This is a genomic window from Rhodococcus sp. NKCM2511 (assembly GCF_014905595.1).
GTDB classification, from domain to species: Bacteria; Actinomycetota; Actinomycetes; order Mycobacteriales; family Mycobacteriaceae; genus Rhodococcoides; species Rhodococcoides fascians.
In genome coordinates, this window is the sequence record NZ_BNHJ02000001.1 from 1,732,799 (window position 1) to 1,758,953 (window position 26,155).

27 protein-coding genes, 3 tRNA genes and 2 riboswitches are annotated in these 26,155 nt (G+C 65.3%); of the genes, 18 read left to right on the top strand and 12 right to left on the bottom strand.

All coding sequences use genetic code 11. From position 1 onward, the window contains the following. Position 1: 1 nt before the first annotated feature. Positions 2-418, bottom strand: coding sequence for a cold-shock protein (locus JLZ96_RS07900; protein WP_167327283.1), 417 nt, complete (start codon positions 416-418; stop codon positions 2-4). A gap of 190 nt (positions 419-608) precedes the next feature. Between JLZ96_RS07900 and JLZ96_RS07905 the strand changes: the two genes are divergently transcribed. The 3 genes from JLZ96_RS07905 to JLZ96_RS07915 all read left to right on the top strand — a co-directional run bounded on the left by JLZ96_RS07905 (position 609) and on the right by JLZ96_RS07915 (position 2,304). Beyond that, a complete protein-coding gene (locus tag JLZ96_RS07905; RefSeq protein WP_027495896.1) occupies positions 609-827 on the top strand; it encodes a hypothetical protein in 219 nt (72 codons plus the stop codon). Between the two features lie 3 nt (positions 828-830). Continuing rightward, positions 831-1,205 carry a YccF domain-containing protein gene (locus JLZ96_RS07910; protein ID WP_027495895.1) on the top strand — a complete coding sequence of 125 codons (375 nt, stop codon included), beginning with the start codon at positions 831-833 and terminating at the stop codon, positions 1,203-1,205. 270 nt (positions 1,206-1,475) lie between these two features. Further along, positions 1,476-1,684: riboswitch (cyclic di-AMP (ydaO/yuaA leader) on the top strand. Between the two features lie 8 nt (positions 1,685-1,692). Continuing rightward, entirely contained in the window at positions 1,693-2,304 is a 612-nt protein-coding gene (locus tag JLZ96_RS07915) for a transglycosylase family protein (RefSeq protein WP_027495894.1), read from the top strand. Positions 2,305-2,381: 77 nt separating this feature from the next. Here the strand turns inward: JLZ96_RS07915 and JLZ96_RS07920 are convergent, their stop codons facing one another. Next, positions 2,382-2,570: a hypothetical protein gene (locus tag JLZ96_RS07920; RefSeq protein WP_008719333.1), complete on the bottom strand. Its 189-nt coding sequence runs from the start codon at positions 2,568-2,570 to the stop codon at positions 2,382-2,384. A gap of 61 nt (positions 2,571-2,631) precedes the next feature. On the opposite strand from JLZ96_RS07920, the gene JLZ96_RS07925 reads away from it, so the two are divergent. The 3 genes from JLZ96_RS07925 to JLZ96_RS07935 all read left to right on the top strand — a co-directional run bounded on the left by JLZ96_RS07925 (position 2,632) and on the right by JLZ96_RS07935 (position 7,434). Next, a complete protein-coding gene (locus tag JLZ96_RS07925; protein ID WP_201009813.1) occupies positions 2,632-4,923 on the top strand; it encodes a helicase-associated domain-containing protein in 2,292 nt (763 codons plus the stop codon). A gap of 89 nt (positions 4,924-5,012) precedes the next feature. Beyond that, positions 5,013-6,668, top strand: a complete 1,656-nt coding sequence (locus JLZ96_RS07930; RefSeq protein ID WP_027495892.1) for a DNA repair helicase XPB — start codon at positions 5,013-5,015, stop codon at positions 6,666-6,668. Positions 6,669-6,708: 40 nt separating this feature from the next. Further along, entirely contained in the window at positions 6,709-7,434 is a 726-nt protein-coding gene (locus JLZ96_RS07935; RefSeq protein WP_169879424.1) for a DUF3239 domain-containing protein, read from the top strand. Here JLZ96_RS07935 and JLZ96_RS07940 read toward each other — a convergent pair. Then, on the bottom strand, positions 7,415-8,401 hold the full coding sequence (locus tag JLZ96_RS07940) for an LLM class F420-dependent oxidoreductase (RefSeq protein ID WP_167327267.1): 987 nt from the start codon (positions 8,399-8,401) through the stop codon (positions 7,415-7,417). The genes JLZ96_RS07935 and JLZ96_RS07940 overlap by 20 nt on opposite strands. A 62-nt stretch (positions 8,402-8,463) precedes the next feature. Between JLZ96_RS07940 and JLZ96_RS07945 the strand changes: the two genes are divergently transcribed. Both JLZ96_RS07945 and JLZ96_RS07950 read left to right on the top strand, forming a co-directional pair. After that, the gene (locus JLZ96_RS07945) at positions 8,464-9,636 is read left to right on the top strand and encodes a pyridoxal phosphate-dependent aminotransferase (protein ID WP_201009814.1); all 1,173 of its coding nucleotides are present in this window, start codon (positions 8,464-8,466) and stop codon (positions 9,634-9,636) included. After that, positions 9,633-10,652 carry an AraC family transcriptional regulator gene (locus tag JLZ96_RS07950; protein ID WP_201009815.1) on the top strand — a complete coding sequence of 340 codons (1,020 nt, stop codon included), beginning with the start codon at positions 9,633-9,635 and terminating at the stop codon, positions 10,650-10,652. Before JLZ96_RS07945 ends, JLZ96_RS07950 begins: the two co-directional genes overlap by 4 nt. Positions 10,653-10,664: 12 nt before the next feature. Here JLZ96_RS07950 and JLZ96_RS07955 read toward each other — a convergent pair whose 3' ends face one another. After that, on the bottom strand, positions 10,665-11,090 hold the full coding sequence (locus JLZ96_RS07955) for a VOC family protein (protein ID WP_057473689.1): 426 nt from the start codon (positions 11,088-11,090) through the stop codon (positions 10,665-10,667). Between the two features lie 58 nt (positions 11,091-11,148). Between JLZ96_RS07955 and JLZ96_RS07960 the strand changes: the two genes are divergently transcribed. Beyond that, positions 11,149-11,769: an alpha-ketoglutarate-dependent dioxygenase AlkB gene (locus JLZ96_RS07960; protein ID WP_027495887.1), complete on the top strand. Its 621-nt coding sequence runs from the start codon at positions 11,149-11,151 to the stop codon at positions 11,767-11,769. An 11-nt stretch (positions 11,770-11,780) separates the two neighbouring features. On the opposite strand, the gene JLZ96_RS07965 is transcribed toward JLZ96_RS07960, so the two are convergent. Continuing rightward, the gene (locus JLZ96_RS07965) at positions 11,781-12,872 is read right to left on the bottom strand and encodes a 3-deoxy-7-phosphoheptulonate synthase (RefSeq protein WP_048319328.1); all 1,092 of its coding nucleotides are present in this window, start codon (positions 12,870-12,872) and stop codon (positions 11,781-11,783) included. A 239-nt stretch (positions 12,873-13,111) separates the two neighbouring features. After that, a riboswitch (cobalamin riboswitch) is annotated at positions 13,112-13,321 on the top strand. Positions 13,322-13,450: 129 nt separating this feature from the next. Between JLZ96_RS07965 and metE the strand changes: the two genes are divergently transcribed. The 6 genes from metE to JLZ96_RS07995 all read left to right on the top strand — a co-directional run bounded on the left by metE (position 13,451) and on the right by JLZ96_RS07995 (position 19,901). Beyond that, on the top strand, positions 13,451-15,718 hold the full coding sequence (gene metE / locus JLZ96_RS07970) for a 5-methyltetrahydropteroyltriglutamate--homocysteine S-methyltransferase (protein ID WP_201009816.1): 2,268 nt from the start codon (positions 13,451-13,453) through the stop codon (positions 15,716-15,718). A 100-nt stretch (positions 15,719-15,818) separates the two neighbouring features. After that, on the top strand, positions 15,819-16,874 hold the full coding sequence (locus JLZ96_RS07975) for an iron-siderophore ABC transporter substrate-binding protein (RefSeq protein WP_201009817.1): 1,056 nt from the start codon (positions 15,819-15,821) through the stop codon (positions 16,872-16,874). A gap of 132 nt (positions 16,875-17,006) precedes the next feature. Next, a complete protein-coding gene (locus JLZ96_RS07980; protein ID WP_032371321.1) occupies positions 17,007-17,465 on the top strand; it encodes a MarR family winged helix-turn-helix transcriptional regulator in 459 nt (152 codons plus the stop codon). Continuing rightward, positions 17,462-17,887, top strand: coding sequence for an organic hydroperoxide resistance protein (locus JLZ96_RS07985; protein ID WP_032365872.1), 426 nt, complete (start codon positions 17,462-17,464; stop codon positions 17,885-17,887). Before JLZ96_RS07980 ends, JLZ96_RS07985 begins: the two co-directional genes overlap by 4 nt. 11 nt (positions 17,888-17,898) lie before the next feature. Beyond that, positions 17,899-18,894: an NADP-dependent oxidoreductase gene (locus tag JLZ96_RS07990; protein ID WP_032371322.1), complete on the top strand. Its 996-nt coding sequence runs from the start codon at positions 17,899-17,901 to the stop codon at positions 18,892-18,894. 92 nt (positions 18,895-18,986) lie between these two features. After that, positions 18,987-19,901, top strand: a complete 915-nt coding sequence (locus tag JLZ96_RS07995) for a pseudouridine synthase (protein ID WP_032390751.1) — start codon at positions 18,987-18,989, stop codon at positions 19,899-19,901. Here the strand turns inward: JLZ96_RS07995 and JLZ96_RS08000 are convergent. Further along, a complete protein-coding gene (locus JLZ96_RS08000; protein WP_230593516.1) occupies positions 19,831-20,955 on the bottom strand; it encodes a hypothetical protein in 1,125 nt (374 codons plus the stop codon). The genes JLZ96_RS07995 and JLZ96_RS08000 overlap by 71 nt on opposite strands. A 112-nt stretch (positions 20,956-21,067) precedes the next feature. On the opposite strand from JLZ96_RS08000, the gene JLZ96_RS08005 reads away from it, so the two are divergent. Together JLZ96_RS08005 and JLZ96_RS08010 are read left to right on the top strand one after the other, a co-directional pair. Next, positions 21,068-21,652 carry a helix-turn-helix domain-containing protein gene (locus JLZ96_RS08005; RefSeq protein ID WP_032365869.1) on the top strand — a complete coding sequence of 195 codons (585 nt, stop codon included), beginning with the start codon at positions 21,068-21,070 and terminating at the stop codon, positions 21,650-21,652. A gap of 88 nt (positions 21,653-21,740) precedes the next feature. Continuing rightward, positions 21,741-22,040: an ANTAR domain-containing protein gene (locus JLZ96_RS08010; protein ID WP_143536230.1), complete on the top strand. Its 300-nt coding sequence runs from the start codon at positions 21,741-21,743 to the stop codon at positions 22,038-22,040. A 12-nt stretch (positions 22,041-22,052) separates the two neighbouring features. On the opposite strand, the gene JLZ96_RS08015 is transcribed toward JLZ96_RS08010, so the two are convergent. From JLZ96_RS08015 to JLZ96_RS08040, 6 genes are all read right to left on the bottom strand, one after another. Then, positions 22,053-22,349, bottom strand: coding sequence for a hypothetical protein (locus tag JLZ96_RS08015; RefSeq protein ID WP_032365867.1), 297 nt, complete (start codon positions 22,347-22,349; stop codon positions 22,053-22,055). Between the two features lie 101 nt (positions 22,350-22,450). Next, on the bottom strand, positions 22,451-23,023 hold the full coding sequence (locus tag JLZ96_RS08020; RefSeq protein ID WP_032365866.1) for a DUF6584 family protein: 573 nt from the start codon (positions 23,021-23,023) through the stop codon (positions 22,451-22,453). A gap of 119 nt (positions 23,024-23,142) precedes the next feature. After that, a tRNA-Phe gene (locus JLZ96_RS08025) sits at positions 23,143-23,219 on the bottom strand. Between the two features lie 56 nt (positions 23,220-23,275). Next, a tRNA-Asp gene (locus JLZ96_RS08030) sits at positions 23,276-23,349 on the bottom strand. A 123-nt stretch (positions 23,350-23,472) separates the two neighbouring features. Further along, positions 23,473-23,545: transfer RNA gene (locus JLZ96_RS08035), tRNA-Glu, on the bottom strand. A gap of 79 nt (positions 23,546-23,624) precedes the next feature. After that, positions 23,625-24,293: a TetR/AcrR family transcriptional regulator gene (locus JLZ96_RS08040; protein WP_027495877.1), complete on the bottom strand. Its 669-nt coding sequence runs from the start codon at positions 24,291-24,293 to the stop codon at positions 23,625-23,627. A 622-nt stretch (positions 24,294-24,915) separates the two neighbouring features. On the opposite strand from JLZ96_RS08040, the gene JLZ96_RS08045 reads away from it, so the two are divergent. Beyond that, a complete protein-coding gene (locus JLZ96_RS08045; RefSeq protein WP_032365863.1) occupies positions 24,916-26,139 on the top strand; it encodes a lipase family protein in 1,224 nt (407 codons plus the stop codon). The last annotated feature ends 16 nt before the right edge of the window (positions 26,140-26,155 follow it).

Here is a 26,155-nt window from a genome sequence, read left to right on the forward strand (position 1 = left end):
ATCAGCTGTCGAGCTCGCGAGCGACGGCGCGGACCACCTCGGAGATGCGCTGAGCGATCTTGCGGTCCGGGTACTTGCCCTTGCGGAGTTCCGGCTGCACCGTCGCTTCGAGCAGCGTGATCATGTCCTCGACCATGCCGTGCAGTTCGTCGGGTGTGTGCTTGCGCTCGACGGGCTCGCGGCGGGTGCTGCCGCTGTTCTGGCGAATCGACGGGGCAGGCTCGAGAACCTTCAGGCTCAGTGCCTGCGGGCCACGACGGCCCGCGGCCATGCCGAATTCGACGCGCTGGCCGGCTTTGAGGCCGTCGACGCCTTCGGGCAGCGCTGACGAACGCACATACACGTCCTCGCCTTCCTCCTGCGAGAGGAATCCGAATCCCTTGTCGACGTCGTACCACTTCACCTTGCCGGTCGGCACTGAGCTCACCCGTTCATCTGTTGCTGTCGTTGGTTTCGTATCCGCACGCCCGATGTCGGGACCCTGCGGTGTGCACAAGTTTCGCGCCCCACGAAAACGCAGGACGCGAATACGCCAGTCTAGCGCGCAGGCCCCGAATCGGGCATTCCGGTTTTTCGCACGACGCAACGCCGCGCACTACCGTGGTGGTGTGGACTCATCAACTCGCAAGCGAAGTACTGCACTGCTGCGCATCGCGCTGGTGCTGTTCGCGATCGGCCTCGTTGCCATCGTCGCGATCTTGTTCTTCCCGGTCTTCTCCGACGCCAAGCCGCCACTGGGCCTGTACCTGACGGCGATGTTCTCGGCACCCGCCGGATTCGTGCTCGCTCTGGTGTACGCGCTGCTCTCCGGCCGACGGGCGCGATAGATCATGCGACTGCTCCTGAACGTCATCTGGCTCGTGTTCGGTGGACTGTGGCTCGCACTCGGCTACTTCTTCGCGGGACTCCTGCTGTGCATCCTGATCGTGACCATTCCGTTCGGGATCGCGTCGTTCCGCATCGGCGTCTACGCCCTGTGGCCGTTCGGATCGACGATCGTCGACAAGCCCGGCGCGGGTTCGGGTGCCCTCGTGGGCAACGTGCTGTGGCTCGTCCTCGCCGGGTGGTGGCTGGCGCTGACACACGTCGTCACGGCGATCGCGATGGCCATCACGATCATCGGTATTCCGCTCGCGATCGCGAACCTCAAGTTGATTCCGGTCTCGCTGATGCCGCTGGGAAAAGACATCGTTGCGGTTCGGTGACCTTTTGAGGCCCCCTCGCGTGATGTGACTTCCATCACATCACGCTTCGGTAACAGACCGGCAACAGCACGGGGTCGATCACCGAGAACAGCCACTAGCTGGGCCTATTCGAGCGACCGGAATCAGACCGTCGGGACGGTCGCGGACACACGAAAAAATCGACAGTTACCAAATAGTGACGTAACCCGGGAATTTCAGTACGGTCAGCAGCGGCCGGAAAGTTCGGCCGAATTCCGGCCCGCAGCGCCAAACCTCGTCCCGCGGGAACCGGAACAACCCTCGACGATCACCCAGGGGACGAGGACGGGGGACCCACGTCCTCCACGGACAACCGGGAACTTGTAGCGACTCACGAAGCCGCACCGAGTTCCCTTGGGGTGAAGCCCAATTGCTCATCCGATATGGAAGAGCAAGAAGGCCGGGCTACCTCTCAGCCCGAACCCGACAGCTGACCTCGCAGGCGCGTGTGGAGAGGATTTCAACTCGTATGAGCGGACGTCATCGCAAGCCGAGCACCACTGGCAAGACCGTCGCAAAGGTCGCCGTCACCGGTGCCATCATGGGCACCGCGGGCATCGCCTTCACCGGTACCGCCAACGCGGCACCGGATTCCGACTGGGATCGCCTTGCACAGTGTGAAGCAGGCGGCAACTGGGGCATCAACACCGGCAACGGCTTCCAGGGCGGATTGCAGTTCTCCCCCAGCACCTGGAACGCACACGGTGGACAGCAGTACGCGGCAACGGCCAACCAGGCCAGCCGTGAAGAGCAGATCGCAGTCGCCGAGAAGGTCCTCGACTCGCAGGGCTGGGGCGCATGGCCCTCCTGCTCCTCGAGCCTCGGCCTGAGCAGCGCACCCACCGAGCGCAGCGTTCCGGCCACCCCCAAGGCACCGGAAGTTCCCGCCCTCCCCGACCTGACGTCGATCCCGTCGATCGATGCGTCGGCCGAGGTCGTCAACGGCATCGTCACCGCCGTCCAGAACATCACCAACGATCCCCAGATCGCGTCGTTCGTCCAGAACGCCGCTCAGGGCATCCAGCTCGATCCGCAGGTCGTCAGCTTCTACCAGGCGAACAAGGCGTTCCTGCCCCAGTAGCAAGAACCGCCGCTATACGAGAAAAGCCCCCGACATCTCGAAGATGTCGGGGGCTTTCTCGCGTTCGGGCGCCGTTGTCAGCGATTGACGACGGTCACCGGATGGGCGTAGGGCAGGTCTTCGACGGGCAGCGGGAACTCGGTGTCCTCACCGAAGGGCGACAAGCCACCCGATCGAGCGGACGAGAGTTCGGTCACCGCGTGGTCACCGCGAGCGGTTTCCGGCCAGCCTGGATCGACATAGGGCTTCTTCGACTTGTTCACCATGGGCCCATTTTGACACCTGCCCTGCGGCGAGCACCAGCCCAGGTCTCTAATCTGATAGACGATGACCGACACGACTGCGCCCCGACACACCGACATGCCTCCCGATCTGCCTCAGTGGATCGCAGCTCGCACCGACGCGGAGCTGATCAAGGCCATGTCGTTGCGTCCGGATCTGACTGCGCCGCCGCCCGCCTCGCTGGCAGTGCTGGCCGGCCGGGCAGAGCAACGCCGGTCGATCCTGCACACTGCGGACACCCTCGACACCCTGGCCCTGACCGTGCTCGAGATCCTGGCCATCGAAGAGGCCTACGAGCGTCCGGTCACCAGGGCCACGCTGCTGTCCGTCATCGCCAAGCGCGCCCCGGCCAAAGCCGTGGACAAAGCGCTGTCCCAACTGCGCGAACGCTTTCTCGTCTGGGGCGACGCCGCCGGGTTCCGGATCAGCGCAACCGCTGCGGACGCCGTGCCGTGGCGCATCGGCCGCGCACTCGACCCGGTGGACACCCTCACCGAAATCCACATCACCACAGCGCTGGCCGCACTCGAAGACGGCGAACGCAATCTTCTCGACACCCTGGCCAGATCGTCGCCCACCGGCCGTACCCGAGACGCCGCACCGGGCACCCCACCCGATCGGCCCGTGCAGAAACTGCTCGCCGCAGGCCTGCTGATCTGGTTGGACGAGCAAACCGTCGAACTCCCCGTCCAGGTCGGTCAGATATTGCGCGGCGAGCCCATGACGGATCCCCGCTCACTCGCCGAACCGAAGCTGACGACCACTGCACATGCGCTCGCCGACGTCGACGCTGCCGCGGCGGGCGAGGCACTGGAGCTCGGGCGGCACTGTGTGGCCATCATCGAGGCGCTGTCCGCGTCACCGGCTCCCGCCCTCAAGGCCGGCGGGCTCGGAGTGCGCGAGCTGCGCAAGATCACCAAGGCCACCGGACTCGACGACGACCGCGTGAGCATCCTCGTCGAACTGCTCGCCGCCGCCCATCTGATCTCCAGCGGAACCCCGGACCCTGTCCCCTCCGCCGACACCGGCGACGACTACTGGGCACCGACGCCCGCCGTCGACGCGTGGCTCGCCGCGGCCCCGGCCGCCCGCTGGCACACCCTCGCCTCCGCCTGGCTCGAGACGCCGCGAGCCCCGTGGGTGATCGGCATGCGCGACCCCAACGACAAGCCCATCGCCGCGTTGTCCGACGAAGTCCGCTCGCCTGCCGCGCCCCGCGACCGTCGCATGATCCTGGAGCTGCTCGCCGAGCTCGGCAGTGGACACGCCGCGACGCCCACCGACCTCACCCGCACACTGACGTGGCGTCGACCCCGGTGGTCCGGACGGTTCGGCGTGACACCCGTCGGGCACGTGATCGCCGAGGCGACCGCGCTGGGAGTGGTCGCGCGCGGCGCGATGTCGACGCCGGGACGCTCGCTGCTGCACGACGGTAATGCCGAGGCCGACATGCGCGCGGCACTCCCCGAGCCGATCGACTACGTGTTGGTGCAGGCCGACCTGACGCTGGTGGCACCGGGACCGCTCGAACCGGATCTGCAGGATCGGATCGCGCTCGTCGCCGACGTCGAGTCGGCGGGTGCCGCGACGATGTATCGCATCAGCGACACGAGCCTGCGCCGGGCCCTCGACGTGGGCCTGACGGCCTCGGAGTTGCATTCGTTGTTCGCGACCCATTCCCGCACTCCGGTTCCGCAGGCCCTGACGTATCTGATCGACGACGTGGCCAGGCGTCACGGCCGGCTACGCGCCGGCGTGGCCGCGTCGTTCGTCCGGTGCGAGGATCCGGCGTTGCTCGCCGAGGTGATGGCCTCTCCGGCCGCCGAGTCGCTGGCCCTGCGCGCCCTCGCCCCGACCGTCGCGATCTCCCAGGCACCGCTGGCCGAGGTGCTGTCGGTACTCGCCGGGGCCGGATTCGCGCCCGCGGGTGAAGACTCGTCCGGCACCATCGTCGATCTTCGAGCCCGCGGCTCCCGGGTGTCGGCGCGGCGGCCGCGCCAGACCTTCCGTACCCCGGCCGTTCCCACCGACGAGCAGCTCGGGTCGTTGGTACGCGGAATGCGAGCCGCCGACCGCGCTGCGGGCAACGGCGGTGCGGTGGTGCGCGCCGACGGATCTCGCGCGAGCAGCACCGCGACGATGACGCTGCTGCAGACAGCAGCGAAGGTCAAGCGCAGCGTCAGCATCGGGTACGTCGACGCACAGGGCGTCGCGACCCACCGCATCGTCGATCCGATCAGCATCGGCGGCGGTCAACTCGACGCATTCGACCCCGCCACCGGGGGCGTGCGGCGGTTCACTCTGCACCGCATCACCTCCGTCGCCTTGGTGGACTGAGTCACTGCTCACGTGCACGCGGGCCCCTACCTGTGGACAATGGAGAAGTTGCGCTCTTTCGGGCGCAGCAGAAGTCTCTAGGAGGAACCGTGACCGACGGCCCGCTGATCGTCCAGTCCGACAAAACGCTGTTGCTCGAGGTCGATCACGAACTCGCGGGCGCAGCGCGGGCGGCGATCGCACCGTTCGCCGAGCTCGAACGTGCGCCCGAGCACGTGCACACCTACCGCATCACCCCGCTGGCGCTGTGGAACGCGCGCGCTGCCGGTCACGATGCCGAGCAGGTGGTCGACGCATTGGTCAACTTCTCGCGCTACGCGGTACCGCAGCCGTTGCTGGTCGACATCGTCGACACGATGGCCCGGTACGGCCGGTTGCAGTTGGTCAAGAGCCCGGTCCACGGTCTGGTGCTGATCAGCCTGGACCGCGCCGTGCTCACCGAAGTGATGCGGCACAAGAAGATTGCGCCCATGCTCGGCGCGATGGTGGACGAGGACACGGTCATCGTGCATCCGAGCGAACGCGGCCACGTGAAGCAGATGTTGCTCAAGATCGGCTGGCCCGCCGAGGACCTCGCCGGCTACGTCGACGGCGAAGCGCACCCGATCGAGCTCGATACCGAGGGTGGCAAGTGGACGCTGCGCGACTACCAGGAGATGGCCGCGGATTCGTTCTGGGCCGGCGGCTCCGGCGTCGTCGTGCTGCCGTGTGGTGCGGGTAAGACCATGGTCGGTGCGGCGGCGATGGCCCGCGCCAAGGCCACCACGCTGATCCTGGTCACCAACACCGTCGCCGGCAGGCAGTGGAAGCGCGAGCTCATCGCTCGCACGTCGCTCACCGAGGAAGAAATCGGCGAGTATTCGGGCGAGCGCAAAGAGATCCGCCCTGTGACAATCGCCACGTACCAGGTCATCACCCGTCGAACCAAGGGTGAGTACAAGCACCTGGAGCTGTTCGACTCCCGCGACTGGGGATTGGTGATCTACGACGAGGTACACCTGCTCCCCGCACCGGTGTTCCGCATGACAGCCGACCTGCAGTCACGGCGTCGACTCGGCTTGACGGCCACGCTCGTCCGCGAGGACGGACGCGAGGGCGACGTGTTCTCGCTGATCGGCCCGAAGCGCTACGACGCGCCCTGGAAGGACATCGAGGCGCAGGGGTGGATTGCACCGGCCGAGTGCATCGAGGTGCGCGTCACCCTCACCGACGCCGAGCGCATGTCGTACGCGGTCGCCGAACCCGAGGAGCGCTACAAGCTCTGCTCGACGGCGCACACCAAGATCGCCGTCGTGAAGTCCATTCTGGCGAAACACCAAGACGCTCCGACGTTGGTGATCGGCGCGTACCTCGATCAGCTGAACGAACTCGGTGAAGCCCTGAACGCGCCGGTGATCCAGGGCTCGACCAAGAACAAGGAACGCGAGGTGCTGTTCGACGCCTTCCGCAAGGGTGAGATCCAGACTCTGGTGGTGAGCAAGGTGGCGAACTTCTCGATCGACCTTCCCGAAGCGTCGGTGGCAGTCCAGGTTTCGGGAACGTTCGGCTCCCGGCAGGAAGAAGCCCAGCGACTGGGCCGATTGCTTCGGCCGAAACACGACGGTGGTCAGGCGCACTTCTACTCGGTGGTCTCGCGCGACACCCTCGACGCCGAATACGCCGCGCATCGGCAGCGGTTCCTCGCCGAACAGGGATACGCGTACCGCATCACCGACGCCGACGACCTGCTCGGCCCGGCAATCTGACGCTTCGTGTCGTGATCGGCGGCATGCTAGGAATAGCAGTGTGCGCCGATTCGAGTTCCCTGTAGACGTAGCCCACGCGAAGTCGGTCAACGAGACGTTCACCGAACTTCGCCGGCTGCGGATGTCCGCGGCGCTCACGGCAGCGGTCCTGCTGGCACTGGGGATCTGGTTCTTCTGGATCGCGACGCCGTGGTCGTACATCCTCGGCGGCGTGTTCTGCATCGGGGCGGCGACGTCCCTGTGGGTCATGGTGTGGGCACCGAAGAAGATGGGGTCCATCGAATCGCTCTACACCCGGGGCGATCTGGTTCCGGCGGTGGTGGCCGAGACGATGCCGAGCGGCGCGACGTTGCTGTCGCTGGTCGATGTCGCGAAACCAGGAGTCGACGAGCCGCACTACGTCCTGATCACGCGCGTCGTCCGTGCGCTGCCCGGCCACGCCGTCGAACGCGGTGCCGAGGTGCCTGCGGTGTCGGTGCTCGCCGATCGCGGCCGTAACACCGGTGGACGCACCTGGCAGCTGGTGTCGGCGATGCCGATCGCCTGGGGCACCACCGACGCGGCCGTCCTGGCACGCGCCGCCGCCGAGATCACCGAAGGCGAATGGGCACTGCTGCACGCCAACATCGGACTGTCGGAGAAGGTACGCAAGGCCAAGAACCAGCAGCTGCTCGTGGACCCCGCCGATCTGCCCGAGGATCTGACGCGGCCTACCGAAGAGCCGGGAGTGGAGCCTGCGGAACGACCTACCGAAGAGCCGGGATGACCTCGCGCTCGAAGAGTTCGATGCCGGAGCGGTCGTAGGCGGCTTCCGGGAAGTAGAAGATTCCGTACGTCATGCCCTGCTGCTGCAGTTCGGTGAGGTTCTCGACGATCTGCTCGGGTGTTCCGACGCCGGGCATTCCGCGGTATGCGCCCAATGCCTCGTGTGCCTTCTCGGCTCCGACGTGTTCGGTTAGTCGAGCTTCGAGAGCGCGTAGCCGCTCCTGCACCTCGGCCTCCGTGGAGCCGATGGCCACGTTGTAGTTGGCCGAGCGGACGATGGCGTCGAAGTCCGTGCCGACGGTTGCGCAATGATCGCGCAGCAGAGCCGATTTGGCGGCGAATCCGGTAGGGGTTCCATCGAAGTTGGTGTAGTTCGCGTATTTCGCTGCGATCTTCAGTGTCACTTTTTCGCCGCCACCGGCGATCCACAGTGGGATGCCGCCCTCCTGCAGGGGCAGTGGGCGCACCACGGCACCGTCGATCTCGTAGTGCTTGCCGTCGAGATACACCTCGCCGGTGGTCCACGCCTGTTTGAAGATCTGCACGCCCTCGTCGAGGCGGCCCAATCGTTCACCGGCAGAGGGAAATCCGTAGCCGTAGGCGCGGAACTCGTGCTCGTGCCAACCGCCGCCGATACCCATCTCGACCCGACCGCCGGAGATGATGTCCACTGTCGCAGCAACTTTCGCCATATAGGCGGGGTTGCGATAGGACATCGCCGTGCACATCTGACCCAGTCGGATACGCGAGGTGGACGCGGCGAGTGCGGACATCAGCGACCAGGCCTCGTGCGTCGCCTCGTCCGTCGCGACGGGAACGGTGTGGAAGTGGTCGTAGACCCACAGTGATTCCCACGGTCCGGCTTCGGCGGCAACGGCATGCTCGCGCAGCACACTCCACTGCTGGGCCGGATCGATCCCGACCAGATCCAGCCGCCAACCCTGAGGCACGAACATTCCGAATCGCATGACAGGCACAGTACAGACGCAGGCCCGACGCTCGCGCCGGCTGTGTGAACTACGCTGCAGGAATGTCCGAGATGTTGCCGTCGCGCACAGTGACCCGGTTGCGCCCGTTCGCATCGACCATTTTCGCCGAGATGACCGCACTCGCGGTGGCGAAGAACGCCGTCAATCTGGGGCAGGGATTCCCGGACACGGACGGACCGTCGGCCATGCTCGAGGCCGCGCGGGACGCCATCGCGAACGGCCTCAACCAGTACTCCCCCGGCCCGGGAATGCCGGTCCTGCGCGCAGCCATCTCCGAAGACCGGCACGCCCGGTTCGGACTTCGGTACGACCCCGATTCGCAGGTTCTCGTGACCGTGGGTGCCACCGAGGCCATCTCGGCGACGCTGCTCGGCTTGATCGAGGCGGGCGACGACGTGCTGTTGATCGAGCCGTTCTACGACTCCTATGCAGCCGCTGTGGCGTTGGCCGGAGCCACTCGCACGGCCGTTCCCCTGGTCACCGACGGCAACGGATGGACCGTCGACACCGACGCGCTCGAACGGGCCGTGAGCCCACGAACGCGCATGCTGATCGTCAACTCGCCGCACAATCCCACCGGCACCGTGTTCGATCGCGAGACGATGATCCGTATCTCCGAGATCGCGATCGCCCACGACTTGCTCGTGCTCACCGACGAGGTGTACGAGCATCTGATCTTCGACGACGGTGTGCACACCCCGATCGCGACGCTGCCGGGCATGTTCGAGCGAACCGTCACCGTGTCCAGTGCCGCGAAGACGTTCAACGCCACCGGCTGGAAAACCGGGTGGGCGCTCGGACCGAAGGAGCTGATCGATGCGGTGCGCGCCGCCAAGCAGTTCATGAGTTTCGTCGGCGGCACCCCGTTCCAGCCCGCCGTCGCGCACGCACTCGGTCACGAGCAGGCGTGGATCGCCGCCATGCGCGACGGTCTGCAGCGCAAGCGAGACACGCTGTCCGCGGCATTGACCGAGGCGGGTGCGGACGTCAAGCACAGTGCCGGAACGTATTTCGTGTGCGCCGATATCGCACCGATCGGCCGCGGTGATGCGTACGAGTTCTGTCGCACCCTGCCCGATCTCGTGGGCGTCGCCGCGGTACCGGTGACTGCCTTCGTCGACGAGCCTGCGCCGTGGAAGTCGTTGGTGCGCTTCGCTTTCTGCAAGCAGGACCACGTGCTCGCCGATGCCGCCGAGAGGTTACGGCGATTGTGAATGCGCAACCGACGATTCCGGCGTACTTCGTCAGGCAAGCCGTCGACCTCGCGGCCAACGGCGGAGTGGACCTGACGTACCCGTTGTCGATGGCCGGGATCGGAACCACCATTCTCGACGACCCGGCGGAGCGGCTCACCACCCGACAGGTCACCGCGTTCACCCAGGCCGTCTGGGCGATGACCGGCGACGAACTCTTCGGACTCGCCGCAGTTCCCGTGCGGCGCGGCAGTTTTCGGGTGGTGTGTCAGACGTTGATACACACGGAGAATCTGTGGGCAGCGCTGATTCGAATGTCCGAGACCATGCGCGTGCTCATTCCGGTGAAACCGATGACGCTGGATCGAACCGAGCAGTCGACGGTTCTGACGGTGCACGTCGAAGCCACGACCGACCTCAGCCCCGAAGCGAACGAGCTCGCCGAGCGATTGCTGACCGACTTCCTGTTGATTCTGCTGCATCGGTTCGCGGCGTGGCTGATCGGTAACCGGGTCAAACTCCTGTCGGTTCAGTTGCCCTATGCACTGCCCGGGCCCGAGGCCGGGAAGATGTACGACACCATATTCGGAACTCATGTGCAGTTCGGATCCGACCGCGCCGCACTGGAATTCGACACCGCGCTCATGCGCGCCCCGATAGTGCAGACCGAGGCCACACTGGCCGAGTACCTCGCGGAGTCACCCAACCTGCTGTTCTCGTCGAGGGACTACGACAGCACTGCGTCGAGTCAGGTCCGAAGGGCCCTGGAGACCGGATTCAGAGGCGGTACGCCGGCTACCGAAGAGATTGCGGCCATGCTCAACATCAGCCCGCCGCATCTGCGCCGCGTCCTTCGCCAGGAAGGCACCTCCATCAATCAGCTCCGCGAGGAGGTTCTGCGCGACGCGGCCATCTCGGGGTTGAGCCGCGGCGACAGCGTGGACGACATCTCGGCCCGCCTGGGCTTCTCCGAACCGAGCGCATTCCGCCGGGCCTTCAAGCGCTGGACCGGGCAAACTCCCGGCGCGTATCGATAGAGCTCGGCGCGATCAGCTGACGCAGAACTCGTTGCCCTCGGGATCGGTCATGGTGATCCAGGTGCTGGGCCCTTGCTGCCCGCGATGCAGTACCGACGCGCCTCGACCTTCGAGTGCGGTCACCACCGCCTCGCGTCCGTCACCGACGCGAACGTCGAGATGGAGTCGGTTCTTCACGGACTTCGATTCGGGTACCGCCTGAAACAGCACCCGCGGGGTGCCCGGAGATTCCGGATCGGTGATGCCCTGGCCTGCTCGCCACACCAGAACGCCGTCGAACACGGTCGTGTCCTCCTCTCGGGCGTGGCCTGCCGCAACCATCTCGCGAATGAACTCCTCGTTGCTGGGTTCGACCTGCCAGCCGAGAGTCTGTGCCCACCATGCCGCGAGCGCATGCGGGTCGACACTGTCCACGACGACCTGAAATCGGTAACCCATGCGAGAACGATACCGCCGGGAGCTGGCAATGGGAACACCTGTTCGATACAGTCGAGTCATGTCGCTCGCGATGCAAGGTTCGCTGTTCGGTGACGACGACGGTGGCGTCGGGTCGCTGCAGTCCGTCACCCGCCGCGAGCTGACGCTCGGTGCCTGGGTCGATGTGCGGCCGGGCTGGTTGTCCGACAGCGACCTCTTCGATTCGCTGGTCACCGACGTCGACTGGCGCGCCGAACGCAGGCAGATGTACGACCGCGTGGTCGATGTGCCGCGCCTGGTTCGGTACTACGCCGAGCGGGAGCACTGGCCGCATGCGGCACTGTACGAGGCCCGCGATGCACTGGACGACCACTACCGAAGCGAGCTCGGGGAGTCGTTCGCCACCGCGGGACTGTGTTACTACCGCGACGGGTCCGACAGCGTCGCCTGGCACGGCGACAACATCGGCCGCAGCGCCACCGAGGACACGATGGTGGCGATCGTATCGCTCGGTGCGACAAGACAACTCATGCTCCGTCCCCGCGGCGGCGGGACCTCTCTGAAATTCACCCTCGGTCACGGCGACCTGGTGGTGATGGGCGGGTCCTGTCAACGGACCTGGGAGCATGCAATTCCCAAATCGACCCGCGCGGTCGGCCCACGCATCAGCGTGCAATTTCGACCGCGCGGGGTTCGCTAGCGCACGACGCGTCAGCGCGCGGCGTTCGAGGCCCGACGCGTCTCGACGGCCGCCGCGAGAGTGGCCAATTGCGTTGCCGTCGTGTCCCAGTCGAGGCACGCATCGGTGATGGATTGGCCGTACACGAGCTCGTCCCGGTGGCCGAGTTCGAGGTCCTGACGCCCTGCGACGAGGAAGCTCTCGAGCATCAGTCCCACAATTCCGTGCTCGCCGGCCGCTACCCTGGCGGCCACGTCGGTGACGACGTCCACCTGCTTGTTGTGATCCTTACGGCTGTTGCCGTGGCTGGCATCGATGACGACTCGCTCCGGCAGACCCGACTTACGCAGGCGGGCAACGGTATCGGCCACGGACGCGGCGTCGTAGTTCGGTCCGTCGACGCCGCCGCGCAGGATGACGTGGCAATCGGGGTTTCCGACGGTCCTGATCAAGGCCGCCTTGCCGTCGAGATCGGTTCCGGGGAAGACGTGGCTCGCCGCGGCGGCGCGGGTTCCGTCCACGGCGACCTGGATGTCACCTTCGGTCGAGTTCTTGATGCCGACCGGCATCGACAAGGCGCTGCACAGCTGCCGGTGCACCTGGCTGGCTGCGGTCCGTGCTCCGATGGCACCGTAGCTGACCAGGTCCGCAATGTACTGCGGGGTGATCGGGTCGAGGAATTCACAGCCGACGGGCAGGCCGAGCGCCGAGATGTCCAGCAGCAGCTGGCGTCCCACTCGAAGACCTTCGTTGATGTCGAAGCTGCCGTCGAGGTGCGGATCGTTGATCAGACCCTTCCAGCCGAGCGTCGTCCGCGGCTTCTCGAAGTAGACCCGCATGACGATGTGCAGTCGATCGCCCAGCTCGGCTGCCGTGGCGGCGAGGCGTCGGGCGTAGTCGAGGGCAGCGTCGGTGTCGTGCACCGAACACGGGCCGACCACGACGATCAGACGGTCGTCACGGCCGTCGAGAATGTCGACGACACCGGAGCGTCCGGTACGAACACTCGCCGAGATCGCGTCGTCCACCGCGTGCTCGCGGCGTACCACCGACGGCGCGACCAGCGGACTGATGCTGATCGTGCGCTGATCGTCGAGTGACGGGGTGTCGAGGGAGAGCGTCATGAGAGGGTTTCCTGTTCCCAGGCCGGCTCCGCATGCTCCACGCGCACTTCGAGCCGGTCTGTATCCGGCTCGTGGGGTGGAGGGTCAGCGCATGGCGTCGCTGGCTGACCCACCCGGGGCCGGCCTGCTAAACCAGAAATACGTGCGCTGCATGAAGAGCACCGTAACAGACTCTCCCGTGATGCATCTATGCTCGTCCCTGCAGTCGGTTCGCCAGGTGGTCATGAGGAGCCCCGAAGTTCACCTCGGCGTCGAGCGGTGCGTGCAGTCACGGCGCATCGCGAGAGGGAACCCGGTGAGAATCCGGGACTGTCCCGCAGCGGTATGCAGGAACGACCGCCGTCATCACGCACTGAAGAAGCCTCTTCGGGAAGCGACGGCCAGTAGGAGTGGGCTCTTCGTCCGCGCGCCTGCAAGTCCGAATACCTGCCCTCTGTGCTGTGCACGCCGTGTGCAGCGGTTCACCGCCTCGTGGAATGGGCGCGTAAGCCTGGTACGGCTGTGGTCAGGGCTCACCGGGATCTGCGCGCCCGTGAAGACGGTGCACCACCCACGTGTAGTCACCCTGGAGATCAACTGTGAACAACGATTTCACCGCCACCGTGCTCGGTTCGGCTCGCATCGGACCCAACCGAGAACTGAAGAAAGCCGTCGAATCCTATTGGGCCGGAAAGCTCGATGCCGAGGCCCTCGAATCGGTCGCGAAGAATCTTCGCGAGAACGACTGGCGCACACTCGCAGCCGGGCTCGATTCCGTTCCCGTGAACACCTTTTCGTACTACGACCAGATGCTCGACACTGCGGCCCTCCTCGGAGCGTTGCCACCGCGAGTCGAGGCGGTCGAAGGCGAACTCGATCGGTACTTCGCCGCGGCCCGCGGCACCGAGACCATCGTCCCGCTCGAAATGACCAAATGGTTCGACACCAATTACCACTACCTCGTGCCCGAGATCTCGCCGGAGACCACGTTCTCCCTGCACCCGAACAAGGTGCTCGGCGAGGTGAACGAGGCTCGCGCACTGGGTATCCCGGCACGTCCGGTGATCATCGGACCGATCACCTTCCTGCTGCTGTCCAAGTCCGTCGGCTCCTCCGATTCGCTGCTGGGACGAGTGGACGAACTGATACCGCTCTACGCCCGTCTGCTCGAACTCCTCGCCGCAGCCGGAGCCGAGTGGGTCCAGATCGACGAACCGGCGCTGGTGCGCGATCTCGACGACGAGACCGTCGCAGCGGCGACCCGATGCTTCCAGCAACTCGCAGCCTCGCAGACCCGCCCGGCCATTCTGCTGGCGTCCTACTTCGGCGACCTGGGCGACGCACTGCCCGCAGTGGCGTCCACCGGGATCGATGGCCTGGCCGTCGATCTGACCGTTCCTGTTGTGGCCGAGCAACTTGCAGCTACTCGCGCTACCTCGACGATGCTCGTCGTGGCCGGCGTCGTCGACGGACGCAATGTCTGGCGCACCGATCTCGACGCCGCGCTCGAAACACTGCACGAGGTCGGCAGACATGCACGCGCAGTGGCGGTGTCGTCGTCGTGCTCACTGCTCCACGTTCCCTATTCGTTGGACGCCGAACCTCAGCTCGAGCCGACACTGCGGTCGTGGCTGGCGTTCGGGAACGAGAAGATCACCGAGGTCTCGGTGCTCGCGCGCGCACTCCAGGACGGAACAGCCGGGGAGACCGATCGCTTCGTGTCGGACCGATTCGAGTCGGCCCGCGCGGCTCTGGAGTCGCGGAGACACGATGCACGGCTGCACGATCCGACAATCCGTGCGCGCGTGACCAACGCTGTCGGCCGTGAACGCAGCCCGGGAGACGTCCGCCGCGTCGTGCAGGCCGAGCATCTCTCGCTCCCTGCTCTGCCGACGACGACCATCGGCTCCTTCCCACAGACGAGCACGATCCGCCGCGCGCGGGCGGCGCTGCGCAGCGGAATCGTCGACGAGGCGGAGTACGTGCGGCAGATGCGCGCGGAGATCGCCGATGTCGTTGCACTGCAGAAGCGTCTGGGGTTGGACGTGCTCGTCCACGGCGAGCCCGAACGAAACGACATGGTGCAGTACTTCGCCGAGCAACTCGACGGATTCGTCGTGACCGCCAACGGCTGGGTGCAGTCGTACGGGTCACGGTGCGTGCGACCACCGATCCTGTACGGCGACGTCTCGCGCCCGGCACCGATGACGGTGGAGTGGGCGACGTACGCGCAGTCACTGACCGACAAACCGGTCAAGGGCATGCTGACCGGTCCGGTGACCATTCTCGCGTGGTCGTTCGTTCGAGACGACATCCCGGCCGCCGAGTCGGCAGCTCAGATCGCCTCGGCGATTCGAGACGAGACGATCGACCTGGAGTCGGCGGGGATCCGCATCGTCCAGGTGGACGAGCCCGCGCTTCGCGAACTGTTACCGCTGCGCTCGAAAGACACTGCAGCGTATCTGGATTGGGCCGTCCGATCGTTTCGTATCGCGACGTCCGGCGTCGACGACGCGACACAGATCCACACGCACCTGTGCTATTCCGAGTTCGGTGAGGTCATCGACGCCATCGTCGCCCTCGACGCCGACGTGACGTCCATCGAGGCCGCACGCTCGCGCATGGAGGTGCTCGACGACCTCACTGCGGTCGGCTTCGCACTCGACGTGGGACCCGGTGTCTACGACATCCATTCGCCGCGAGTTCCGACGGTCGCCGAGATCACCGAGTCGCTCCGCGCGGCGGCCGAGGCAGTTCCCCTCGAACGGCTCTGGGTCAATCCGGACTGCGGACTGAAGACACGAGGCCCGGCTGAGGTCCAGCAGTCGTTGAGAAACATGGTGCTGGCCGCGGCAGCGCTGCGCTGACCCCATGTGAGCGGAACTTCGACCCCTGCTACGAAGTTCCGTTCACGTGGTCGCCAGGATAGGGTTACCTATCCATGCCCGCTCGGTGAAAGAGATCGAAGTGAAACGTCTGCTCGTCGCCACCGCCCTCGTCGCAGTCGCAGCCCTGACCACCGTCGCGTGCGGCGACAGCGGCGAGCAGACGCCGAGCACCGTAACCCCTGCCACCTCCAGCAGTACCGACGCCGCATCGGACACGCCGGGCCCCACCGGCATACCCGACGGGATGGGTTCGGGTGCCGCCGACGGCGAGTTCCCGCGCACCGTCGGGCATTTCGGCGGATCAACCGACATCCCCGCTGAGCCGAAGAAGGTCGTGGTGATCGCCACCGGCCAGCTCGACGCGGCGTTGACGCTGGGCGTGATCCCCACCGGTGCGGCCTACGGCGACGGTGCCGATCTGGTGCCCGACTACATCAGCTTCTCGTTCCCCCAGTACGCGGACCAACTGACGCAGATGGCAGATCTGGGCAACCGCCAGAGCGTCGACATCGAGGCCATCGCCGCCGCCGAACCCGACCTCATCCTGGCCAACAAGACCGGCTCGGAAGACATCTACCCGACCCTGTCGGCCATCGCGCCGACCGTGCTGACCGAGGGCACCGGCGTGAACTGGAAGCAGGACTTCCTTCTTCTCGCGGACGCACTGGGCCGCACCGAGCAGGCGCAGGGTTTCCTGGACACGTTCGCGTCCGACGCTCGCGCACTGGGCGATTCGGTCTCCAACGGCGGCGGATCCGAGGGCGCTCCGACGGTGTCGTTCGTCCGCTTCACCGCAGACCGGGCTCGCGTGTTCGGCGTCGCGTCGTTCGCGGGATTCATCGCCTGGGACGCCGGGCTGGCGCGACCGCAGAGCCAGCAGTTCGACAAGACGTCGCAGGACTTCAGCGAGGAAGAGATCCAGTTGGCGAACGCCGATTGGGTGTTCGTCTCCAGCCAGGATGCAAGAGCCGATTCGAGTGCCGCGTCGTACACCACCAATCCGCTGTGGACCGGGATGAGCGCGGCAACGCAGAACCACATCGTGCGCGTCGACGACGACCCGTGGTACCTCAACGCCGGCCCCACGGCGGCGACCATCGTGCTCGACGGCCTGAAAAACGCTCTGCAGAGCTGACCCCTATGTGAGTGACGGAGCCTGATTGGTCGTTCCGCAGGCTCCACTCCCGACTCGTAGCAGGCTACGAAGTTCCACTCACATCGGGCGGATAGGTTGCGCACAACTTAACCGTGCGCTACCGTTCTTCTCGTGACCAACGAACTCGCACTCGATCGTCAGGTGTGCTTCGCGCTGTACTCCGCTTCGCGGGCTACCACCGCGGTGTACCGCCCGATGCTCGACGAGCTCGGCGTCACGTATCCGCAGTACCTGGTCCTGCTGGTGCTGTGGGAGAAGGACGGGCGCGGCGTCAAGGAAATCTGCGCTGAACTCGACCTCGACACCGGCACGCTCTCGCCGATGCTCAAGCGACTCGAAGGTCTCGGTTTCATCGAGCGTCGACGACTGAGCACCGACGAACGCCGCGTCGAGATCCACCTCACCGAGACCGGTAGCGCCATGCGCGCGAAGGCACTCGACCTCCCCCGCAAGCTGGCCGAGAAGACCGGCATGGGAGTCGACGATCTAGTCAGGCTCAAGGAATCGCTCGACGCATTGACGAGCGCTCTGCATCACACCGATTCGCGCACGACAGAAGGAGAATCATGAAGACCATCTACACCGCTGAAGCTCTCGCCACCGGCGAAGGACGTAACGGCCACGCCCGCACCTCCGACGGACGTCTCGACCTCGATCTCGCCATCCCGGAGGCTATGGGCGGCAGCGGAAACGGCACCAATCCCGAGCAGCTGTTCGCAGCCGGCTACGCCGCGTGCTTCCACTCCGCACTGCAGATGGTGGCGCGTCAGGACAAGGCCGACGTCACCGATTCGGCCGTCGGCGCTCGTGTCGACATCGGCCCGAACGACCAAGGCGGCTTCCAGCTCGCAGTCACCCTCGAGGTGACTCTGCCGAACCTGAGCCGCGAGAACGCCCAGGCCCTGGCCGACAAGGCACATCAGGTCTGCCCGTACTCCAACGCCACCCGCGGCAACATCGACGTCACCGTCACCGTCACCGAAGACGAGTAAGAGGAAACACCATGAAGGCACACGAAATTCACCTCGCGTCCCGCCCAGAAGGCTGGCCGACCGAAGACAACTTTCGCGCGGAGGTCGTCGACCTCCCCGAACTGCAGGACGGGCAGATCCTCGTTCGCAACATCGTGATGTCGGTCGATCCGTACATGCGTGGTCGGATGAACGACGTGAAGTCGTACGTCCCGCCGTTCCAGCTCGATGCGCCGCTCGACGGCGGTGCCGTCGGCGAGGTCGTCGAATCCAAGGCCGACGGTTTCGCAGTCGGCGACGCTGTTGTGCACGGCAAGGGATGGCGCGATCTCGCCATCGTCCCGGCACAGGGAGCCAGCAAGGTCGACCTCGGCGCAGCCAAGGCATCGGCATACCTGAGCGCACTCGGAATGACCGGCACCACAGCGTATGCGGGCCTGACGGCCGTGGCGTCCTTCCAGAAGGGCGACGTCGTGTTCGTCTCCGGTGCCGCCGGGGCCGTCGGCTCGCTCGTCGGACAGATCGCCAAGGCGCTCGGCGCATCTCGCGTCATCGGTAGCGCCGGATCCCCCGCCAAGGTTGCTCGCTTGCTCGAGCTCGGGTTCGACGCGGCATTCGACTACCACGACGGCCCTGTCGCCGAACAGCTCCGACAGGCAGCTCCCGACGGCATCGACGTGTACTTCGACAACGTCGGCGGTGACCATCTCGAAGCTGCTATCGGGTCGATGAACAAGCACGGCCGAATTGCCATGTGCGGAGCCATCGCTCAGTACAACTCGACCGAACCGACCCCGGCCCCGCGCAACCTCGCCCTCGCCATCGGCAAGGAGCTGACGTTGAAGGGATTCATCGTCGGCTCGTACGCGCACCTCACCGAGGAATTCCGCGCGAAGATGACGGATTGGCTCGCCAGCGGCGCAATCGAATTCGACGAAACGATCGTCGAAGGCCTCGACAATGCCCCGGCCGCCTTCATCGGACTGATGAAGGGCGAGAACACCGGCAAGATGGTCGTCACCATCTAGGTCGGGCCGGCACGGCGCGTCACCGCAGTCCACACCCCGGTCGGGAATTCCGACCGGGGTGTTTCCATGCGTGCACCGATTACAGTCGTTGCATGCCTGCCGCCCCACTTCCGTTGCGCGACGGCCTCGACCCCACCAGGGTGCGGATGCCCGACGTCGCGACCGGCGCAACGGTGCTCGAATATCTGTGTGCCCGCTTCCCGCAGGATGCGGCCAGGCTGACCGAGAAGGTGTCCGGCGGGGAGGTCGTCGATGCAGCGGGCGTACCGATCGACCCGTCGACGATCGCCGGCCCGCGTGCGGACATCTACCTCTACCGTGACCCACCGGTGGAATCGGCCGTGCCGTTCTCCCTCGATGTGCTGCACCGCGACGAGAACCTGCTCGTGGTGGACAAGCCGCACTTCCTCGCCACGACGCCGCGAGGCGCGTACATCGCACGCTCGGCGTTGGTTCTGCTGCGACGACAATTCGATCTCCCCGAGTTGAGCCCTGCTCACCGACTGGATCGACTCACCGCGGGTGTCCTGGTGTTCACCGTGCAGCGGCAGGCGCGCCGGCCGTATCAGGAGATGTTCGCTCAGCGCACGGTCACCAAGCAGTACGAGGCAATTGCCCCACTGTCCCAGAATGTCGACTTCCCACTGACAGTGCACAGTCGAATCGTCAAGGAACGCGGCGTTCTTCAGGCACGGGAGGTACCGGGCGAGCCCAATGCCGAGACACGCATCGAACTGGTCGACACTCTCGGGTCGTACGGTCGATATCGGCTGCACCCGCGCACGGGGAAGACGCATCAACTTCGGGTTCATCTGTGCTCGTTGGGAATCCCGATCATGGGCGACAGCTTCTATCCGTCGTTCCGCGAGGTCGCCGACGACGACTACTCCGATCCGCTCCGCCTACTGGCTCGCTCCATCGAGTTCGTCGATCCGCTCAGCGGCGTGGTTCGACGGTTCGAGAGCAATCGGAGTCTCGATCCTCCTGCAGCGCAACCGATTCCGTAGTACCGGCTATTTCGTCGGCTCGGACGGTGATGCGGTGCGAGATGACCGCGAGCGCGAACAGACCGACCGCTACATTTCCCAGCGCAGCGAACCCCTCCTGGGCGAAATCCACGAGCGCGTTGAGCAACGTGAACACCAGTGCGGACACGCGGAGAGTGCGCAACGGCCACACGGGACCGTCCGTTCGCAACCGCAGCATCGCCGGCAGCGCCGTGGCGAAAGTGATGCAGGCACTGACGAACAGGATGCCGCTGGCGATGCCCATCCTGTCGACGTCGATCGTCAGGTCTCGGCGATCGATGAGCAGGTCACCCAGGACGAGCTCGACGATCCCGAACACGACTCCCGCCCCGGAGATCAGGACCAGTCCCCAGCCGACGACGGGAACCCAACGGGGACTGGTGAAGAACGCGGGAATCAGCCGTGGAACGAACTGGCGCATCGAGTGGGTACGCGATGTCGACCGGCGGCAGGTGCCGAGCAACAATCTGATTCCGGCTACGGTGTCCGGGTCGGCTCCGTCCGACTCCGCTCGCGCAACCATCCGCAGCGCCCAGTCGCGCCGATGCTCGGGAAGACCGTGCGCGACGCCATCCGCGGCGATAGCGGCCGCATTCGCCAGCGACTCGTCCCGCGACGGCCTGCGGAACTCCCGCACGATCCTGCTGAACACCAACAGCAGCACCACCAGGACGTACATGATCTCCGACGACGGGCCGTAGAAGTAATCGTTGTCCTTGGTGACGAACTTGCCGACCTCGTCGAGAAACAACCCGAACCCGATTCCGCCGAGCACCACGGTGAAGACCCGAACGCCGAACCCGATGAACATCCACCCGATCAGCAGAGCCAGCATCATCGCCGCCCCGCCGTACAGAGCGTGCGCGATGTGCAGCGACTTGCCACCGACCTGCGGGTAGTGCGTGAGCTCCAAATACGCCCTGGTGACCAGAATCGTGGCAATGGCCACCACCATGAAGGCCTCGGACGCGGAACTGCCGTAGGCATCGCGGACCACGCCGGTACGTTGCGGGTGCCCCGGACGAGCGATCATGAACCGAGTATGAGCTTCCCGCCGTCGCCTCCGGGCTATTTTCGCCTCTGCATTCCCGCGCGCCGCATGGGGGCGACTTGACAAATTCGTTTGCCGAAACTGCAATGGATCGATGACGGACGCAGAAACCACCCTCGACGAGCTCATCGCCGGCCTCGGCCCCCGCCTCAAGCGCATCCGGATGGAAAAGAACACCACCCTCGCCGCGCTGTCCGACACCACCGGCATCTCGATCAGCACGCTCTCACGGCTCGAATCCGGTGACCGCAAACCCAGTCTCGAACTGCTGTGGCCGATCGCCCGCGCGCATCAGATGGCGCTCGACGATCTGGTGACGGCTCCCCCCGTCGCCGATCCCCGGGTACGCACCACAGCCACGGTGCGCGAGAACGTCACCATCCTTCCGCTGACGCTCCGCCCCGGCGGACTGCAGGCCTTCAAACTGCTGATTCGTCCGGACGACAAGGAGCCACGCCCGCGGGTGCACGAGGGGTACGAGTGGTTCTACGTTCTCGACGGCACCCTGAGACTTATTCTCGGCGAACACGATCTGACGATGAAGGCCGGTGAGGCCGCCGAATTCGACACCCGGGTACCGCACTGGTTCGGCGCTGTCGGCAACCGACCGGTCGAGCTGCTGAGCTTGTTCGGACCTCAGGGCGAGCGCATGCACGTCCGCGCGAAACCGACTGTATGAAAAGTCATGTCGGTGTGAGACAGTGAAGCCCGCTCGACCCAGAATCCACTCGGTCATCCGCACCGACAACACCATCTCGAGGAAAAAGATGACCGACAGACTGCCCGATTCACCCGCCTCTCGTACCGACGTCGACATCGCGACCGGAGTGCTCATCGGTATCCACGGCGGCTCGGTGGCCGACGCCATCGACGAGTTGTTCACTACGGCGAAGAATCACCGGGTAAGTCTGTTCGAGCTCTCCCGCACGCTGATCACTGTCGCCGAGGGGCGCGACGTGGAGCAGTCCACGACAACGGACGCGGTGTACTCGATGTGGGGTTCGGCGCTGGGCCGGCGTGGAGCCGTGACCACGTTCGGCTTGGTCACCGGTTCCGCCGCAGTCTGATTCGGGCGGTCGCTATCCGCGGACTGCCGGGTCGGTCCGCAGTTCCGGGAATCGAGCCGTCATCGCGTCGATGTGCCGATACATCTCGTAGAGCTCGGTGCGGAGAGTGGATGCCTCGGACTCGAATTGCCTCGCGCGAGATTCGGCACGGTCGGCGCGAGCCCGAAATGCTTTGGATTGCGCAATTTCGATGGCCGCCGAACACGTCCGAATGTGTTCGGCCAGTCCTCGCGCGAACACTCTCGCCTGGGCAAGATTGACGTCGTAATTGTCGTCGCGCGGTGACGGTGCGCCGTTCGCTGTGCCCATGAAATGAAGTCGCCCTCGGTCGTCGGCCTCGATATCCTCCGACGAACTCTACGCTCGGATTCGAGCGACCCGTTCGAGAACCGCCCCTCCGAGAATCGCCATCACCCGAAGACGAGTGCCAACACCACCGACGCAGAGGTGGCAACGATGGCAAGGACGATGGTCGCTGCGATCGCACGTTGCCTCACGGTGCGGTAACCAGACGTCTCCAACCCGTCGTCGGCATCGTCCTCGTCGGCGGTACGCGCGGCATAAAAGTCGTCGGAGTCGACTCCGTCCTCGTCGAAATACACGACATCGCGCGGTGGGATCCAGCTCTGCCCATTGGCTGCGATTGCGGCTCCCAGTCGCTCCAGGCGCATCTGAGCCCGCACCGGATACCAATCCGAGGGCGCGTGGATGGGGAGCGATCGGGCGAGCATCAGCGGCGACCGGTACTGCTTCTGCAGTGCCGCGAACGCAGCGGACGCCGTCGGATCGTCGTCGGCCTTGTCGGTCAGAAACCACACGGCACCGGCCGCCGCACGATCACCGAGAAGGAGATACGTGTACGCGAGCAGTTCCAGAACCGCCGGCGACGACGGGTTGCGCGGCAAGGCGTCGAGGAGCCCGTTTCGTGCGGCGTTGGTGTCTCCACGTGCGAGATCGGCTTGCGCGCGAGCGATCACATCCACCTGTCGAGCCTAACGTTGCAATCGAGCGCCGTCACGGGACAGTGAATACTCCGCAGACGACTAAGCCCCTCTCGACCGAAGTCGAGAGGGGCTTTGTCAGTGCTTGTCGATCACAACCGTGGTGGCCAGGGCCGGGATCGAACCGGCGACCTTCCGCTTTTCAGGCGGACGCTCGTACCAACTGAGCTACCTGGCCGGGCGGCACCGGTGAAACAATGCCATCGCAATGCCGGTGCTTTCACACCGATTCTGCGACCCTGACGGGACTCGAACCCGCGACCTCCGCCGTGACAGGGCGGCGCGCTAACCAACTGCGCCACAGGGCCTTGCTGTTGTTGCCGCGCTATTTCTAGCGCACCAACTCTCCGAACTGCAAATCTGCTTCTCGCCGGAGCGAGATGAAGAATGCTGTACTGCACATCGGATTGTCAATCCGATGCTTTCCTGCGTACCCCCTACGGGATTCGAACCCGCGCTACCGCCTTGAAAGGGCGGCGTCCTAGGCCGCTAGACGAAGGGGGCCCGCCGAATTGCTTCGACGCTACCCTCAACGGCGTTCCGTTGGGAGCTGGGATAGCTTAGGACACTTTCGCTGTAAATCTCAAACCGGCAGGTCAGAGGCAGTTTTTGCCTCGTTTTCGCCGAACTGCTCCCACCCGTGGAGTTCGAACTCGGCCAACCAACTATCCGACGCCATGGCAAGGAGCACGATCTCGACGGACTCCTCGAACCGCTCGCGTAGATCTGCGTTGTCGGCCACCAGATCCGACATGTAACGCTGACCCGCCATCGACGCGGCGAGTACCCGCACGAACTTGGCCGCGTCGAACTGCGGCTTGAGGTCTCCCATCGCCAGCGCTCTCTCGGCCTGCGCGTACCCCTGAGCGCCCCACACCCGGCCACCACCGGAGTGCACCTCCGCGTAGAACTCGGGCTCGACGATCAGCCGGAATTCTGCACGCACGATCACATCGTTCTGAAAGTTCTGCGCGATGTCGTCGACGATTCCCTTGATGACGTAAAAGGGATGCGCGGTCGAATCCGCCCATTTCTCGGAGATTGCGACATAACGGTCGAGTCCGGCCGCGAGCACCGCTCGGGCCAGGTCTTCCTTGGACTGGAAATGGAAGTACATCGCCCCCTTGGTGGCGTTCGATCCTTCCAAGATGGTGTTGACGGACGCAGCCGCATATCCGCGCTTGGCGAATTCCGCCGCCGCTGCCTCGACGATTGCCGCCCGGGTCCGCCGTGCGCGCTCCTGTTGTGCCATTTACTCCGTGCCTCCGAGCCCAAGCGCCCTGCATATCCACAGGTAGTACAAGTAGAGAGTACTTCACCCGAACGACACGCGACTCGACTCACCTGCGGTCCGCTACGACGCGTGCAGCCGACAGAAAATTCGGTTGGGTAACTGAAACAAGCCGAATGGTATTGTTCACCCGGCTCGAGTGCGCTGCAGGGGGTGCGCACTCGAGCCGCTCACGTACGTCCGCTCGGGCCAGGTCGGCACCGCCGTTCGAGCCACAACGCCGATACCGAGCATGCGTACGAATTCCGCCGAATGGCCGCCGGTCTCCCAGAGCCGGAAAGCAGTTGAATATCGAATTACATTCTGCACGAGCATCTCTCGAGGCACCTTCGTTTGCACCGCTCCTTAGCGCATGAAAACTGTTGCTGATCAATCGAATACGGCAAACCCGCTCCGTGAGGTCACCAAAAGCACTGTCTCATAATCGATATCAGCGGCGAAACGGTAACGGTTTCGACACATTCTCGGAATAGCCGAAGACGTAGACCACCTCGGGCATAGCGTGATGCGCATCACACATGATGCTTCGGCCGATCGGGGACGGGTGCACGCCATGAATCTATCGATCCGCGTATGTCGTTCGATGACAGTACTACTCGTGTCGTCGGCCTTGACGTTGTCGACCGCGCACACCGTCGCCGCCGACCCACTGACGAACTTCCTCGATCCCGTCGCCGATCCCGCCCTCTACCTGCCGACCCCACTCGGCGAGCCGTTCTTCGACCCGCCGGCAGGATTCGAGGAGCTCCCGCCCGGATCGGTTCTCGGCACCCGACGCGTGAGCGTCGGGCCGCTGTTCACCCCGGTCACCTCGACCCAGATCCTCTACCGCACAAGCGATTCCAAAGACCGACCCGTCGCAGCGGCGACGACCGTCATCGTGCCCGCCGCACCCTGGGCCGGTCCCGGCACGCGTCCCGTCGTCGCGTACAACATGGCCATCAACTCACTGGGCAACACCTGTGCACCGTCGTGGACCCTGCCCCGAGGTATCGCCCGGGAGATTCCAGCGGTGCAGGCGTTCCTCGCCAAGAACTATGCAGTGGTCGTCACCGATCACGAGGGTCCGCGGCAGGCGTACGCGGCCGGGCGCATGGCCGGCCATGCGGTGCTCGACGCGTTGCGCGCGATGGTGCGCCTCCCCGAACTCGGGTTGCCCGCGTCCTCCCCGATTGCCGTCACAGGCTATTCGGGCGGCGCGATCGCCACCGGATGGGCCGCTCAACTCGCCCCGTCGTACGCGCCGGAGGTCAATCTGGTGGGCGCGGCCTTCGGCGGTCCGCCGACCGACTACCGGATTCTGCTGACGTCGATGAACGGCAACGTCGCGTCGACGCTGTTCCTGTCCGCAGCGCTCGGGGTTGCCCGCGAGTATCCCGAGATGTTCTCCCTGATGAACGCCAACGGACTGCGTCTGGCGACCGTGGCCAAAGATCTCTGCATCACACTGCTCGCTCCCGGCGGACTGGTGGCACCGATACCGGCCCAGGCCCTCTCGGACGTGCCGAACGTCGACCGAACCGAGATCGCCGAACGCATCATCGCCGCGACCCGCATGGGCGGTGATCTCGCCCCCACCGTGCCCACGATGATCTACCAGGGCCGTCAGGAATTCTGGATTCCCCGGGAAGGTGCGGAAACGCTGTACGACGAGTGGTGCGCACACGGTGCCGACGTACGCCTCGAGGAGTACTTCGGTGAACACCTCGTCGTCGCGATCAGTGGCATTCCCGGTGCGTACTCCTGGATCGACGACCGCCTGGCCGGTATCCCCGCGCCGCAAGGCTGCAGCAGTTTCGGGCGCTGACCCCCGAAACGCGGTG

Coding starts and splice junctions, on each gene's coding strand:
- JLZ96_RS07910 (WP_027495895.1), top strand. CDS start 831: ATGCGACTGCTCCTGAACGTCATCTGGCTCGTGTTCGGTGGACTGTGG.
- JLZ96_RS07915 (WP_027495894.1), top strand. CDS start 1,693: ATGAGCGGACGTCATCGCAAGCCGAGCACCACTGGCAAGACCGTCGCA.
- JLZ96_RS07920 (WP_008719333.1), bottom strand. CDS start 2,570: ATGGTGAACAAGTCGAAGAAGCCCTATGTCGATCCAGGCTGGCCGGAA.
- JLZ96_RS07925 (WP_201009813.1), top strand. CDS start 2,632: ATGACCGACACGACTGCGCCCCGACACACCGACATGCCTCCCGATCTG.
- JLZ96_RS07940 (WP_167327267.1), bottom strand. CDS start 8,401: ATGCGATTCGGAATGTTCGTGCCTCAGGGTTGGCGGCTGGATCTGGTC.
- JLZ96_RS07945 (WP_201009814.1), top strand. CDS start 8,464: ATGTCCGAGATGTTGCCGTCGCGCACAGTGACCCGGTTGCGCCCGTTC.
- JLZ96_RS07955 (WP_057473689.1), bottom strand. CDS start 11,090: ATGGGTTACCGATTTCAGGTCGTCGTGGACAGTGTCGACCCGCATGCG.
- JLZ96_RS07960 (WP_027495887.1), top strand. CDS start 11,149: ATGTCGCTCGCGATGCAAGGTTCGCTGTTCGGTGACGACGACGGTGGC.
- JLZ96_RS07965 (WP_048319328.1), bottom strand. CDS start 12,872: ATGACGCTCTCCCTCGACACCCCGTCACTCGACGATCAGCGCACGATC.
- JLZ96_RS07985 (WP_032365872.1), top strand. CDS start 17,462: ATGAAGACCATCTACACCGCTGAAGCTCTCGCCACCGGCGAAGGACGT.
- JLZ96_RS07990 (WP_032371322.1), top strand. CDS start 17,899: ATGAAGGCACACGAAATTCACCTCGCGTCCCGCCCAGAAGGCTGGCCG.
- JLZ96_RS07995 (WP_032390751.1), top strand. CDS start 18,987: ATGCCTGCCGCCCCACTTCCGTTGCGCGACGGCCTCGACCCCACCAGG.
- JLZ96_RS08000 (WP_230593516.1), bottom strand. CDS start 20,955: ATGATCGCTCGTCCGGGGCACCCGCAACGTACCGGCGTGGTCCGCGAT.
- JLZ96_RS08005 (WP_032365869.1), top strand. CDS start 21,068: ATGACGGACGCAGAAACCACCCTCGACGAGCTCATCGCCGGCCTCGGC.
- JLZ96_RS08010 (WP_143536230.1), top strand. CDS start 21,741: ATGACCGACAGACTGCCCGATTCACCCGCCTCTCGTACCGACGTCGAC.
- JLZ96_RS08015 (WP_032365867.1), bottom strand. CDS start 22,349: ATGGGCACAGCGAACGGCGCACCGTCACCGCGCGACGACAATTACGAC.
- JLZ96_RS08040 (WP_027495877.1), bottom strand. CDS start 24,293: ATGGCACAACAGGAGCGCGCACGGCGGACCCGGGCGGCAATCGTCGAG.
- JLZ96_RS08045 (WP_032365863.1), top strand. CDS start 24,916: ATGACAGTACTACTCGTGTCGTCGGCCTTGACGTTGTCGACCGCGCAC.